This is a genomic window from Asticcacaulis sp. DW145 (assembly GCF_037101385.1).
Lineage (GTDB): Bacteria > Pseudomonadota > Alphaproteobacteria > Caulobacterales > Caulobacteraceae > Asticcacaulis > Asticcacaulis currens.
Genome location: NZ_AP029025.1, coordinates 200,129 through 213,178, shown reverse-complemented (window position 1 = coordinate 213,178; position 13,050 = coordinate 200,129). Strand labels below are relative to the sequence as shown.

Annotated in this window: 13 protein-coding genes; 7 read left to right on the top strand and 6 right to left on the bottom strand. The window is 58.5% G+C overall.

Going from position 1 to position 13,050, the window contains the following annotated elements:
• Window positions 1–5 precede the first annotated feature (5 nt).
• Genes AACH73_RS12130 through AACH73_RS12115 form a run of 4 tightly spaced genes read right to left on the bottom strand, consistent with a single transcriptional unit; the run spans window position 6 to window position 3,701 of the window.
• A complete protein-coding gene (locus tag AACH73_RS12130) occupies window positions 6–1,043 on the bottom strand; it encodes an amidohydrolase family protein (RefSeq protein ID WP_338736077.1) in 1,038 nt (345 codons plus the stop codon).
• The gene (locus AACH73_RS12125) at window positions 1,040–1,930 is read right to left on the bottom strand and encodes a DUF1932 domain-containing protein (RefSeq protein ID WP_338736076.1); all 891 of its coding nucleotides are present in this window, start codon (window positions 1,928–1,930) and stop codon (window positions 1,040–1,042) included. Before AACH73_RS12125 ends, AACH73_RS12130 begins: the two co-directional genes overlap by 4 nt.
• On the bottom strand, window positions 1,927–3,015 hold the full coding sequence (locus tag AACH73_RS12120) for a 4-oxalomesaconate tautomerase (RefSeq protein WP_338736075.1): 1,089 nt from the start codon (window positions 3,013–3,015) through the stop codon (window positions 1,927–1,929). Before AACH73_RS12120 ends, AACH73_RS12125 begins: the two co-directional genes overlap by 4 nt.
• A complete protein-coding gene (locus AACH73_RS12115; protein ID WP_338736074.1) occupies window positions 3,012–3,701 on the bottom strand; it encodes a 4-carboxy-4-hydroxy-2-oxoadipate aldolase/oxaloacetate decarboxylase in 690 nt (229 codons plus the stop codon). Before AACH73_RS12115 ends, AACH73_RS12120 begins: the two co-directional genes overlap by 4 nt.
• Before the next feature lie 63 nt (window positions 3,702–3,764).
• Between AACH73_RS12115 and AACH73_RS12110 the strand changes: the two genes are divergently transcribed.
• Window positions 3,765–4,982, top strand: coding sequence for a LysR family transcriptional regulator (locus tag AACH73_RS12110; RefSeq protein ID WP_338736073.1), 1,218 nt, complete (start codon window positions 3,765–3,767; stop codon window positions 4,980–4,982).
• Here the strand turns inward: AACH73_RS12110 and AACH73_RS12105 are convergent.
• Entirely contained in the window at window positions 4,941–6,182 is a 1,242-nt protein-coding gene (locus AACH73_RS12105) for a LysR family transcriptional regulator (RefSeq protein WP_338736072.1), read from the bottom strand. The two genes, AACH73_RS12110 and AACH73_RS12105, sit on opposite strands and share 42 nt — an antisense overlap.
• A gap of 183 nt (window positions 6,183–6,365) precedes the next feature.
• Here AACH73_RS12105 and AACH73_RS12100 point away from each other — a divergent pair, with 183 nt between their 5' ends.
• The 6 genes from AACH73_RS12100 (at window position 6,366) to AACH73_RS12075 (ending at window position 12,483) form a co-directional block, all read left to right on the top strand.
• Entirely contained in the window at window positions 6,366–7,628 is a 1,263-nt protein-coding gene (locus tag AACH73_RS12100; RefSeq protein ID WP_338736071.1) for a gallate dioxygenase, read from the top strand.
• 68 nt (window positions 7,629–7,696) lie between these two features.
• Window positions 7,697–9,004, top strand: coding sequence for an MFS transporter (locus AACH73_RS12095; protein ID WP_338736070.1), 1,308 nt, complete (start codon window positions 7,697–7,699; stop codon window positions 9,002–9,004).
• Window positions 9,005–9,016: 12 nt separating this feature from the next.
• Complete coding sequence (locus AACH73_RS12090; RefSeq protein WP_338736069.1) at window positions 9,017–10,480, top strand: alginate export family protein; 1,464 nt, start codon at window positions 9,017–9,019, stop codon at window positions 10,478–10,480.
• 138 nt (window positions 10,481–10,618) lie between these two features.
• Window positions 10,619–11,170: an RNA polymerase sigma factor gene (locus AACH73_RS12085; protein ID WP_338736068.1), complete on the top strand. Its 552-nt coding sequence runs from the start codon at window positions 10,619–10,621 to the stop codon at window positions 11,168–11,170.
• A gap of 70 nt (window positions 11,171–11,240) precedes the next feature.
• A complete protein-coding gene (locus AACH73_RS12080) occupies window positions 11,241–12,218 on the top strand; it encodes a FecR domain-containing protein (protein WP_338736067.1) in 978 nt (325 codons plus the stop codon).
• 10 nt (window positions 12,219–12,228) lie between these two features.
• Complete coding sequence (locus AACH73_RS12075) at window positions 12,229–12,483, top strand: hypothetical protein (RefSeq protein WP_338736066.1); 255 nt, start codon at window positions 12,229–12,231, stop codon at window positions 12,481–12,483.
• A 36-nt stretch (window positions 12,484–12,519) separates the two neighbouring features.
• On the opposite strand, the gene AACH73_RS12070 is transcribed toward AACH73_RS12075, so the two are convergent.
• Entirely contained in the window at window positions 12,520–12,939 is a 420-nt protein-coding gene (locus AACH73_RS12070) for a hypothetical protein (RefSeq protein WP_338736065.1), read from the bottom strand.
• Between the last annotated feature and the right edge of the window lie 111 nt (window positions 12,940–13,050).

The window sequence follows — 13,050 nt, the reverse complement described above, 5'->3', positions numbered from 1 at the left end:
TGGCCTTACAGGCCTCTGGATTTCAGGGCTGCGTCAAGACGCGGGTAGACACGGCGGGCATTGCCTTCGAACACATTGTATTTGTCCTCTGGCGAAATCGCCAAGGCGTCGACGTAGCGCTTTGTGTCATCGAAATAAAAGCCGGTCTGAGGATCGATACCGCGCACAGCACCGACCATTTCCGACCCAAACAGAATGTTTTTTGTGTCAATAACCTCGAACAGCAGGTCAATACCCGGCTGATGGTAAACGCAGGTGTCAAAGTAAACATTCTTCATCACATGTTCGCGCAGCTCGGGCTTTTTCAGCATATCGGCCAATCCGCGATAACGACCCCAGTGATAGGGTACCGCTCCGCCGCCATGAGGGATGATCAGGCGTAAGGTTGGAAAATCCCTGAACAGGTCGCCTTCGATGAGTTGCATAAACGCCGTGGTGTCGGCATTGATGTAATAGGCACCCGTGGCATGGAAGGCGGGATTGCATGACCCCGACACGTGGATCATGGCCGGGACATCCAGTTCGACCATCTTTTCGAAAAACGGATACCAGTATCTGTCGTAAAGTGGCGGCGCAGAAAAATGCCCGCCAGACGGGTCTGGATTGAGATTGCAGCCGACAAAGCCCATGGCGACACAGCGTTCTAACTCCCGGATCGAACCTTCCAGTGACACTCCCGGCGACTGCGGTAACTGACAGACCCCGATGAAGTAGTCCGGATAAAGATCGACCACCCGCTTGATCAGGTTGTTGCATTCAACCGTCCAGCGCTGCGACACGCCCTTATCGCCGATATGGTGCGCCATCACCGAGGCACGCGGGGAAAAGATCGTCATGTCTGCGCCGCGTTCCTTCAGCAGGCGCAACTGGTTCTTTTCGATGCTTTCGCGGATTTCGTCGTCGCTGATGACCGGGCCGTCGGGATCGGGCTTCAGAGGATCGCGGATCTTCGCCAATTGCCCGTCTCGGAAAACCTGCAAAGGTGCGGGCGCGGTCGTGTAATGGCCGTGGCAATCGATGATGAGCGGGGTTTCAAGGCTCATTGAGCCGCCTCCTCCTGAGTGAGTTGCGCCCTTATGGCGTCGAGCATTCTGATGAGATCGGCCTCACGCAGGGCTGAGGCAAAAGCGGGCATCTCCGCCTGACGGTGCGCCGTGGCCGTGGCCATCAGGGCGGAAAGCCCGGCTTGCTCCACGGTCTTTACCGCCTCGAACATTTCTTCGGCACGGCGCGTACCGTGTTCCAGCGTGCGCGAAATCATGTAACGGGCATAACCGTGCCAATCAGGATGCGGGAACAGATTATTGAGCGAGGCCAGAACCTCGTTCTCAACCCCGTGAAAACGCGCCGCCAGCAAGGACTCCGTGATCAGCGCCTCAAGCCCCTTAATCATCACGCTGCGGCACAGCTTGGTGGCGGAAGCGCGACCCCAGCTATCTGAACAGAATTTCGCGCCCGTAAAGCCCAGCCCCTGTAGGACCGGCAGGACATCACGGGCATGACGGCCACTGAGCAGGATGGGAGCAGCGATGGTCTGAGGGTAGATCGGCGACATCACGGAGGCCTCAATAAACCGTCCGCCTGTGCCTTCTATGGCCAGAGCTGCCTCGAACTTAGTCCCAGGAGCCGCCGAGTTGAGGTCGAGATAGATGGCCCCGCGCTTGAGGCCGCCGGTAAGACTTTGAGCGGCTGAAATGGTCTGAGCCGCTGTCACCGCTGAAATAATCAAGTCAGCTCCGTGCGCCGCCTCAATAGCCGTACGGCACCGGACGATTTCCAGTCGTGCCGCGGCCCGTGCGACCGCAGAGCTTGCGTCGGCGAGGTTCAGATCGAAGGTTTTCAAGGTGAGATCGGCGCGTACCTGCAATGCGGCCGCGAGGGCCTGCCCCACCTCACCAAACCCCAGGAAGAGGATGGTTTTCACACTCATGCCGCGTCCTCCGGCCATAGGCTTTCCGGTACCAGCACCTCGCCGCGCATCAGGAGGCGCGCGGTCCGCAGCAGGGCTGAACGGGTGACCTTCAGGTCCGCCCCTTGGCCCGTCATCTCCATCTCGACACTGAAAAAGCCGGTCGGATGCTCGATATCGAAGGTCTTCGCACCGGATATGCCGTCTCCACCTGCCACTGACCCTTTGAGCGCCAGCGCCGTGGCCACGCTGACCGCGCCCAGAACGCCAATCGCGTCGTGCACGCGATGCGGAATAAAGGTGCGGGTCGAGACGTCGCCGCCCTCCCGCGCCGGAGAAATCAACGTCATTTTCGGCACCGACTTGCTGGTCACATCACCGAGGTTCATCAAAGGGCCAGCCTTGAGGCGGATGGCTTCGACGCGGGCACGGACCTCAGCATTGGCTTCGATCTCTTCAGGGCTTTCCGCCCCGCTCAGGCCGAAATCCGAAGCCTGCATGACCACGACCGGCATGCCGTTGTCGATAAGGGTGACCTTTACACCGTCGATCTCATCCACTGGGTTTCCACTCGGCAAAAGCCGCCCGCAGGAAGACCCCGCCACGTCGAGGAAGTTGAGCATGACTGGCGCGTGCGTCCCCGGCACGCCGTCTATGCGCGCCTCACCTGTATAGGTGACGCCCCCACCGGGTGTCTGGACCGTCGCCTCGGCGATGGAGGCCGTATTGACCATGAAGATACGGACCGTCGTCATATCTCCGGTCGCCGGAATCAGCCCGCTTTCGATGGCAAAAGGGCCGATACCGGCAAGGATGTTTCCACAGTTCTGCTGGTCCGCAACAATCGCCCTGTCCGGAAATATTTGCAGAAACAGGTAGTCGATATCGGCGTCGGGACGATCCGATCTCGACACCACGGCTATTTTACTGGTCAAAGGGTGCGCGCCGCCCACGCCATCGATCTGACGCGGATCAGGCGACCCCATGGCGGCCAGCAGGACAGCATTGCGCGTCGCCTCATCGACGGGCAAATCCGTCTTGAGGACATAGAGTCCTTTTGACGTACCACTGCGCATCAGGCTGGCCGGGATGGCACGCTGGCTCATTTCAGATAATCCACCTGAGACACGTAGATCAGACCCATTTCCGTCAACTTCTGACGCATGTCATAGATGTCGAGACCCAGCTCGCCGTTCTCGAAGCGTTTCCGGCGCGCTTCTTCGGAAGCGGCGCGGGCATCGGCTTTGGCAGCGACTTCAACTGCCTTTTCCTGAGGCACCACACAAACGCCGTCCCGGTCAGCCACGATGACGTCGCCCGGGCGCACATAGGCGTCGGCGCAGACGACCGGTATATTGACATTGCCTAATGTGGCCCGAACGCAACCGCGCGCGAAGATAGCCTTTGACCAGACAGGAAATCCGATCTCCTCAAGAGTTGCGGTGTCGCGCACGCCGGCATTGATAATCAGACCACGCACACCGCGCGCTTTGAGCGAGGTGGCCAGAAGGTCGCCGAAATAGCCATCTTCACTCGGTGAAGTCGGGGTCACGACCAGGACATCACCCGGCTGGCACTGTTCCACGGCGACGTGGATCATCCAGTTATCACCGGGCGCCAACTCCACTGTTACGGCCGGACCGGCAATAGTAACGGGATAGATCGGCCGGATATAGGCCGCCATGAGGCCTTTACGGCCCTGCGCTTCATGCACCGTAGCGACGCCGTGCCGCGCCAGTGTGGCAACGGCGGAAGGATCCGGGCGCTTTATATCAGTAACAACAACAGGCATGTCTTCCTCACAATCTTTTAAGACGTGGATACCGCGGGGCATGCAAAAGCGGAAATCGGAAGGGTGGCGCTGGCTATAGGTTTTTGTTACTCTTGCCTCATTATGATCAAGTTTCGACGTATCAGAGTTGCACTGGCTATCCGTCAAACCGGAAGCGCCGCGGGTGCCGCGGAACGGTTGCATCTGTCGCAGCCCAGCGTTACCGAAGCGATTGGCCGTCTGGAAGCGGAACTAGACACGCCGCTCTTTGAGCGATCCTCAAAAGGCATGCGCCCTACCCCCGAAGGAGAGGTTTTCTGCGCCCGCAGCGCCGAGGCGTTTGAGATTCTCACCGAGACGGCCGGACAGTGTGCGAAAGGGACACAGCTTAGCCCGGTCTGGCCACGCCAGGTAAACGAACTCCATCTCCGAACCGTCATTGCCTTGTCTCGAACCGGCCGCTTTAACCTCGCGGCTCAAAGCCTGAATATGGCAGCAGCCGCGGTTCATCGCGCGGCGCGAGAGATGGAGACACTGAGCGGGCTCAGCTTATGGCGACGCACACCCTACGGTGTCGCCCTGACACCCGTCGGAGAAGCGGTATCGCGGGCCTCGGCGCTCACCCTTCGTGGACTTGAACTCGCACGCGAAGCCATGATGGAAAAAAAGGGGGTATTTGACGGCCAGTTGCGAATTGGCGTCCTGCCTCTTGCTCGCGCCATCTGGGCGCCCACTGCCATCGCGGATATTATTTCCGCCTATCCTTCTGCACGCATCAAGGTAACCGATGGTTCCTATGCGGAATTGAGGCACGGCCTCATTGATGGAGAGGTTGACATGGTCATCGGCGCCTTAAGACCAGAAAAAGACACCACCGATATCGTTCAGTACCCCTTATTCTCCGACCCCTTATCGATAATCGCCCGATCTGGCCACCCGTTGGCGGGCCGCAGGACCGTCACACCTGAACTCTTGCGGACACTGACATGGGCTCTGCCCCGGCCGGATACGCCCGCCCGACAGATGTTCGACGCTTTTTTCGCGCGTCATAATCTGAGCGCGCCCAGAGAAACCGTGGAATGTGGGTCTTTGGCAGCGCTTCGGGGCCTTTTGAGCCTGACAGATATCGTCACGCCCCTGTCCCCACGGCAGGTGTCTTTCGAACTTGAGGCCGGCTCTCTTGTGGTCATCGGCGCGCCCCTAGATGGAACCGAACGCACGATAGGGATGGCTGAGCGAAAACACTTCCGCCCCACTCAACTATATAACGCCTTCAAGGCGGCTCTGGTCCGCGCTGCCTGAGCGTCGTTCGGTGGCAACCTCTTTCAGGGTTTCGAGAAACGCGGCCTGCAAAGAGCTCGGCAACCAGTCGCGCCGCATAGTGATACCAATGTCTCGTCGGGAACCCGGCAGACGACCGCTCAAGGCTTGCAATAGCCCCGCCGCCTGTTCAATTCGAAACTGGTCGGCGGACATCAGGGCCAGCCAGTCACCGGCAAGAAGGAGGCCTCGGGTTGTCAGTACGGAACTGCACTGGACCGTCTGCGTCGGCCTTGGGGTGTTCTGAAACAAGCGCTCCCAATAAAGGCGCATGGGGGCACCGGGTGCGCCGATTACCCAGGGGTAAGACGACAAGGCATTATCGACGACAGGCTGACCGTCGAGGGGATGCCCTTTACGCCCGACGATATAGAGATCATCCTCAAACAGTGAAACCTGTCGGATATCGGACAGGGCTTCAGTGCTCCTAAGCGCGCCGATGATCACATCAACCTCACCGCCCTGAAGGGCGGAGAGGTGCTCAAGATAGGGTCCCTCCAGAACAACAATCTCCGCCCCGGGAGCCACAGCATAAAAGCGAGACAGGGCTTGCGGCAGCAAGGCGGCCCTGGCCAGAGGCAGGGTACCGATGGTGAGTCGCCCGGAATGGACGGAACTTAACGACGCAATATCATCAAGTCCCGCCCGCAGTTCCGCCAGCGCGAGGCGCACATCCCTCCCGAGACGCTCGCCGGATGCCGTGGGACGAAGGTATTGCCCCACCCTCACAAGCAGCGAAACGCCCAGGACCAGTTCAAGTTCACGCGTGGCCCGATGGATGGCCGGCTGGGACAGCGAAAGCTGCCGCGCCGCCTCACTGAAACTGCCGAAGCGTTCGACAAACAGGAACGCCCGAAGCTGGGTCGATGAAATATGTCGCTGCGGAAACGAAATTGGCGAAAGCCGGCCCACTTTTCGGATGTGGCTACAGCATTCTTCAATGCGAGTTAGGGCTCTGTTGACACGAGGTATGAATAGCTGACCGGCCGAGGTCGGCGTGCACCCCCCACTTTCCCGATTAAACAGACGATGACCTATTTGCAATTCAAGCTTCGCTATGCCTTGCGTCAGCGTGGGTTGCGATAGATTTACAGCCGCCGATGCACGACTTATTGCCCCCAGGCGTGCTACCTCAGCCGCCGCTTCCAGATGTCTAAGATTGAACGTGCTAGGATCAGACATGAACAGTCTATAACATAACTCTATAGCCTGTGCACAAATCCGTTTTGCGTTTTGCACCGTTTCACGTCAGCACTAAGGTAACTTACAAGCCAGCGGGCAATGCATCGCAGGCTATCAGGGATACATCAGGCTCACGCCAGTCACCGAGTGGCGTTGCCAAAGACCACGTGAAAGTTAGTCCTCATGGCTCAGATAATTGGCGCGATCGCCAGCTCGCATACGCCGACGATTGGCTTCGCCCGCGACACCAATAAGCAGGCTGATCCGGCCTGGAAGCCGATCTTTGATGCCTACACCCCTGTTCAGGACTGGTTGGTCAAGCGTAAACCTGATGTGCTGTTTTTTATCTACAACGACCACATCACGTCCTTTTTTTTCGACCACTACTCCGCCTTCTGTCTGGGTGTTGATGACCAGTATTGGGTGGCTGATGAAGGTGGCGGATCGAGGGACCTGCCCGCAGTCAAAGGGCACGCTGGGCTCGCGCGCCATATAGGTCAAAGCCTCATGGCTGATGAATTCGATATGGCCTTTTTCCGCGACAAGCCGCTTGACCACGGGTGCTTTTCGCCCCTTTCAGTACTGATGCCGGACGCCCAGGCCGATTGGCCGGTTCAGATTGTCCCCCTGCAGGTAGGCGTTTTGCAGTTCCCCCTGCCCACCGCGCGCCGTTGCTTCAAGCTGGGGCAGGCCCTGCGCAAGGCAATCGAAAGCTATCCGGAAGACCTTGATGTGGCCATTGTGGCCACGGGCGGCCTGTCGCATCAGGTTCACGGCGAACGGGCGGGGTTTAACAACCCTGAATGGGATGCGCGTTTTATGGAGTTGATCGAAGAAGATCCTGAGCAACTCGCGTCCATGACGCACGCGCAGTATGCGACGCTTGGCGGCCTGGAGGGCGCCGAGGTCATCATGTGGCTGATCATGCGCGGTGCGTTGCCCGACCAGATACGCTGCTTGCACAAAAGCTACTACCTCCCCTCGATGACAGGCATTGCGACAGCGGTCTTCGAACCCGCACACACTGAAAGCGCAAGCCCTGAAGCCCAAAGCGCGCACAGGGGCCATATGGCCCATCAACTCGCGGGCGCGGAAGCCCTAGAAGGCACCTATCCTTACACGCTTGAGCGCAGCGCAACGGGGTATCGCCTCAATAAGTTCCTGCATCAGTTGATTGTGCCTGAGTTTCGCACCCGGTTTCGTCAGGATGAGGAAGCCTGTTTTGAGGAGGCGGGCCTCTCTGCTGATGAGCGCGATCTTCTGCGGCGTCGGGATTGGCGAGGCCTCATACATTACGGGGTAATCTTCTTCCTACTTGAGAAACTGGGCGCGGTCTGCGGCATCTCAAACCTCCACATCTACGCCGCCATGCGCGGTGAAAGCCTCGAAACGTTCCAGAAGACGCGCAATCAGCAGGTCACCTACTCGGTCGCCCCGAAGCTGTAGTCGCAAGCCCCTCATCCCTATTCAATAAATAAACCTCTCGATGTTTCGAAGAGGTAACGGAGACGCTTATGGAAGATCCCCGCTCAATCATTGCGCGTGAACCTATGCATTTTCGCCAGATTTTGGCGATTGGTATCGCCACAGCACTGAACGCCCTTGACGGGTTTGACGTCCTCTCAATCAGCTTCGCCGCCCCTGGTATCGCAAAAGACTGGGGTATTGATCGCGCGGCGTTAGGCCTGGTGCTGTCTATGGAACTGTTTGGCATGGGGATCGGAGCCTTGTCGCTGGGCACCCTCGCCGATCGCCTTGGCCGACGTCCGACGATATTGACCTGCCTTGTGATCATGGGTCTTGGGATGGGGCTTGCATCCATTGCTCAGGACGTCGTGAGCTTGTCGGCGTTTCGTCTGTTTACCGGTCTGGGTATCGGCGGGATGCTGGCCGCAACGAACGCTGTGGTGGCGGAATGCTCAAATGCCCGACGCCGCAATTTGTCCGTAGCCATCATGACGGGGGGATATCCGATCGGAGCCATCCTCGGCGGCATGCTGGCGTCCTGGCTCATGGGAATAACGGGGCGCTGGCAGACAGTTTTCGAGATCGGCGCCGCTATTACCCTTGCCTTCATTCCTGTCGTCTTCTGGCTCGTCCCGGAAACTATCGCCTTCCTTTTGCATAAACGGCCAAAGGGTGCGCTCGAGAAGATAAACAAGAGCCTGAAACGCCAGGGGCGGGCGGTTCTGGACGCATTGCCGCCGCGCGAGGCCCAGACGTCAAAGGCGAGCCTCGTGGCGCTGTTCAAACCCAATATGGCTATTGTGACCGTCCTTCTGACTCTCGCCTACTTCGGGCACATGATGACCTTCTATTTTCTCGTAAAATGGATCCCGAAGATTGTCGCGGACTTTGGGTTTGCGCCTTCTTTGGCCGGCAGCGTACTTGTCTGGGCAAACGTCGGTGGCGCCACGGGTGCCTTCACAATGAGCCTGCTCACACAAAAGGTTGGCGTACGTAAACTGGTTGTCGGGGCCATGTTGATGGGGGCTGTTACGGTGGCCATCTTCGGTCAGGGCTTCCACACATTGGCGGCACTGTCTGTCGTGGCTTGCATCGGCGGCTTTTTTACCAATGGGGCAACCGCCGGGCTTTATGCCGTCATCGCGCAATCCTTTCCTGCGTCTTTGCGCGCCGGCGGAACTGGTTTCGTCATAGGCATAGGCCGGGCAGGTGCCGCCCTGGGGCCGGTTCTGGCGGGTCTGCTATTTACACACGGATGGCTTTTACCCGCCGTTGCGATCGCCCTGGCCTCCGGAACGGCTGTCGGCGCCCTTGCGCTAACCCGCGTCCGTTACCGTGAACACAGCGTCGCCTGATTGGAGGCCGTGATGAAAACCTACCTCTTTACAACGGCCTCTGTAGCCGGTTTGAGCCTCTGCACTTTTGCCGCCCAGGCGCAAACGCTCCCGGACACAGCCATCGCCGTCAACACTTCTCCCGCCCGGCTCGCTGCGCCCGCAGAACCGGTTCCAGGCGGCCGAGCCGGCGCTCCAAAAGCCTTTCAAACGCATCGGTGGGCGGAAGACTGGACCGCAGAACCAGAAGACAACGCCCCCTTCACCCAACGCGTCAAACACATAAGACTTGGTCAGAGCGGAGCCTATCTGACTTTGGGGGGCGAGGCGCGCGTTTATTACACTGACTGGACACATTCATTGCTGGGCTTGCGAAATGCAGACGCGAACACCCCCACCCAGACCCGCCTTAGGCTATCCGCCGATCTGCACGCGAACCCGTACCTCAGGGCTTATGTCGAGCTTGGGGATAATCGGGAAACCGGTGAAACCGCGGCGACGGTGCCCAATCAGGATAAACTGGACATTTATCAGGCTTTTGTGGATGTAACCCTCCCCCTGTCAGGGTCGCAGCGCCTGACCTTGCGTCCAGGACGCTTTGAAATGCCCCTTGGTAATGGAAAGCTTGTGGGTGTGCGCGAAGGGCTGAATATGCGTTACACCTATCAGGGTGCCCAACTGACCTACAGCCTCACGGGGCAGGCCTCTGTCACGCTGTTTGACGTTTACCCCGTGGACATACAAAAAGGTACATTTGATGACGCTGTTAATCGCAACACGCACTTTCGCGGGGGCTATATAAGCCTGCCCAAAGCCGCATACGGATTGAACCTGGACCTCTACGGATACGACGTGAACCGTGCACGCGGCACGCTTTTCGAGGGTACTGGCCCGGACGAGCGAAAAAGTCTGGGGGCGCGCGTGTGGCAGAAATCGTCACAGTGGGACGTTGATGTGGAAATGGTGAGGCAATCCGGCACTTTTATCACCAAATCTGTCGAGGCCTATGCGGTGATGTTTGAAGCCGGATACCGCTGGCCAGATACGAAATACGAACCACGGCTGGGTTTGAGACTGAATGCTTTCAGCGGCGATGACAAATCCGGTGACAATCAGTCGGGAACCTTTGTGGCTCCCGCCCCCCGCTTGCCCCTGATCAGCGAGGCGGGCTTCTTCAACCTGTCCAACCTGATCGATGCCTATCCATCGCTTACCCTAAAGCCTATGAAAGCCCTGACGCTGACCCTTGGTCCAGACTTTTTGTGGCGCCAAAACGCCGCGGATGGGGTTTACATAGGCTCTTCGGGTGCCAGCTTTGCCCCTTATGGCGAAGATCGATTCATCGGAACCGACCTAAACCTTGAAGCCACATGGCAGGTCAACAAAAACCTGCAAATCAAGCTCTATGAAACCCGCTTTATCGCCGGTGACGCCTTCAAGGCATCGGGCGGCAAGGATGGGAACTATTTCGGGCTAATGACAGGATATCGCTTTTGATGGGTGAGGCGCATTCCGGTGCGGCAAGAGAGTCATGTAAGACATGATAAGAGAGCGATAGGGCCCCTACTTCAAAATTAACGTGCGGCTCATGGAGGCTTCGCGATTGCATATCATTCGCATTTTTGATAACGGATCGTGCGTCGGATTGTTTTTGGGTCGAGACTGAGCGCCTTGAGTGATGACGTATTCAATCATTTGTTTAGGTCTTACCATGGTGAGATAGACGCCTACTTTCTCAGAAATACGCGTAATGCGGCCCTGGCTGAAGACCTGACTCAGGAAACCTTCGCACGTTTGGCCGTGATGGGGACTGCGATCTCCGCTGTCAAACAGAAGCGTCCATACCTTTACCGAATCGCGCGCAACCTTTTGATAGACCACTTACGCCGTAGTGGGCGGTTGTCTGTCGGACAACCGGAGTCTATAGCGATGGACTGCGTCCCTGACAGAGCCCCCTCACCCGAGGATCTCGTCAGTGCCTCTGAGCAGTCGAAGTACATGCTCGCGGCCTTAATGCGGTTACCTCAGCGCACGCGACAGGTATTCGTCCTCACCCGACTGGATGGTCTCAGCTATGGGGAAACGGCGACCGCTTTGAATATCTCCGAAAGCACGGTGCAAAAGCACCTTGCCATGGCCACCGCGCACATGATGCAGCACCTTGAAACCGATCACCGTCGGCGCTGAGACATATATCGTCTGACGTGGATGCACATCTTATAATGCTATCTGATTACATTCATCATGAGGCCGCTGCGTGACCGCCCCCACTCCTCACTGGAACAGGCACATCAAACTCGATTCGGCGCGCGAGGCCGCCGAATGGCTGGTAAAGCTGGAGGAAGGGCCGCTCGATCCTCAGACCGAGGCGCAGTTTGCAGTCTGGCTGTCGGCGGACCCAGCCCACGCCGCGGCCTTGTCCAGAGCGCGTGAGGCCTGGCGGCAGGCGGAGGCACTAAGGCCAGGACGTGAGGCGCTAATGGGGCGTCACCTCCCCGGCGCGCAGGTTTTGGGGCCAGTCCTGTCGGCCATGCGCCAACCGCTGGCCGCCGCCGCTTGCCTGCTTCTTGGCATCAGCGGCATGGCCATTTATGGGTCTGTCACTGCCGCCGATTTGCGTACCGGTCCGGGTGAGGTTCGCACTTTTCGGCTGGCGGATGGCAGTCAGCTGACACTTGATGGCAATAGCGCTGTTGATCTGGCCTTTAACACCGGCACACGTCGGATCGCCCTGCGCAAAGGAGCCGCCTATGTGATTGCAGCCCCCCGGCAGGGAACTGAAACCCGCCCCTTTGTCGTGGTAGCACGCGGAGGAGAGTCTCAGGCACTGGGAACAGAATTTGCTGTTGAATACCTTGATACGGGGGTGCGCGTCACCGTCACCGAACACCTGGTCCGGGTTAGCCACGATCACGGACAGGCCGTTCTCGCCGAGGGGCAATCGGTCATCTATGGCCGTGAGGGCTGGCAGGCGGTGCAAACCGCACCTTCACTGCAGGCGGCAACCTGGCGCGACGGCCGCATGGTCTTCGACCGTGCGCCGCTGAAAGACGTGGTGGCGCAACTCAACCGTTACCGCAGGGATCGCCTCTATATCGCCGGTACCGGTCTGGCCGAACGGCGGGTCAGCGGCGTGTTCGACACCCGCGATCCGCAAAATGCCCTGTCCTCGATCACGACGGGGCTTAAGCTGCGAAGCCTCGACACACCCGCTGGAACGGTCATTTATCCGTAGCCTGCGCGGCTTGCGCTTCCATCTCCGCATATTGCTGCCGGGCGGTGGCGACGAGCACGGCCCGCAGGGCCGGTATGTCGAAATCCGTCGTGTCCGGATGATAGAGCGCGTAGGTAATTTTATATCTGGCGTTCAGTCAAAGAAGCCTCGTCTGTACCTGACCGTCATGACGCAATCTCTGTTGATGCGTCAGGAAACGATTGCCGACCGGATCGTTGTAGAGCGCGTCATTGTAGATGATGCCCTACCCTTCATGTTCCTGTAGTCGCCTTCGACAGTCACGAGATCGGCCGCCCTGCAGTCATAGATCGTCGTCACCGTATAGGCCCGTCCGGTGCCGTTGGCATCGGGGCCGACGGCTTTGGATTTTTTTCCACCGGCAGGGCGTTTTGGTCTCGATCAGGGCGCGTGACGGCGAGTGGATCGAATGGACCGTATTGTCGAACAACTGCGCGTGCAACGGGTCTACGGCATCGAACTGAGCCAGCCTTTCCGACAGGGTGGGAAACGAGAAGGGCACCTCGCGGACTTCGCCGTCGCGGAGTCGTTTCCCCTGCCCCGGATCTTTCAGCCATGGCATTTGCGCCCGCTTCTCAGGCGGAATGCGCTCCATCAATTCCCGCGCGCGGGCCTGCCCCCCGGCTTCGGGACGAAAGGTAATTTCAGCCGCTGCCGAACCGACAAGCCCCAGGCTCACCAGACAAAAGACAATCCATCGCACCTGATAAGTCTCTTTATTTTCAATTCATTATAAATTTTTTAGAAAAGGTGGCACTTATTTTTACCGTATTTCCGACACGCGACGTCTTACTACCCGAAGCATGCGTCTGAG

Coding starts and splice junctions, on each gene's coding strand:
- AACH73_RS12125 (WP_338736076.1), bottom strand. CDS start 1,930: ATGAGTGTGAAAACCATCCTCTTCCTGGGGTTTGGTGAGGTGGGGCAG.
- AACH73_RS12120 (WP_338736075.1), bottom strand. CDS start 3,015: ATGAGCCAGCGTGCCATCCCGGCCAGCCTGATGCGCAGTGGTACGTCA.
- AACH73_RS12100 (WP_338736071.1), top strand. CDS start 6,366: ATGGCTCAGATAATTGGCGCGATCGCCAGCTCGCATACGCCGACGATT.
- AACH73_RS12090 (WP_338736069.1), top strand. CDS start 9,017: ATGAAAACCTACCTCTTTACAACGGCCTCTGTAGCCGGTTTGAGCCTC.
- AACH73_RS12130 (WP_338736077.1), bottom strand. CDS start 1,043: ATGAGCCTTGAAACCCCGCTCATCATCGATTGCCACGGCCATTACACG.
- AACH73_RS12115 (WP_338736074.1), bottom strand. CDS start 3,701: ATGCCTGTTGTTGTTACTGATATAAAGCGCCCGGATCCTTCCGCCGTT.
- AACH73_RS12095 (WP_338736070.1), top strand. CDS start 7,697: ATGGAAGATCCCCGCTCAATCATTGCGCGTGAACCTATGCATTTTCGC.
- AACH73_RS12105 (WP_338736072.1), bottom strand. CDS start 6,182: ATGTCTGATCCTAGCACGTTCAATCTTAGACATCTGGAAGCGGCGGCT.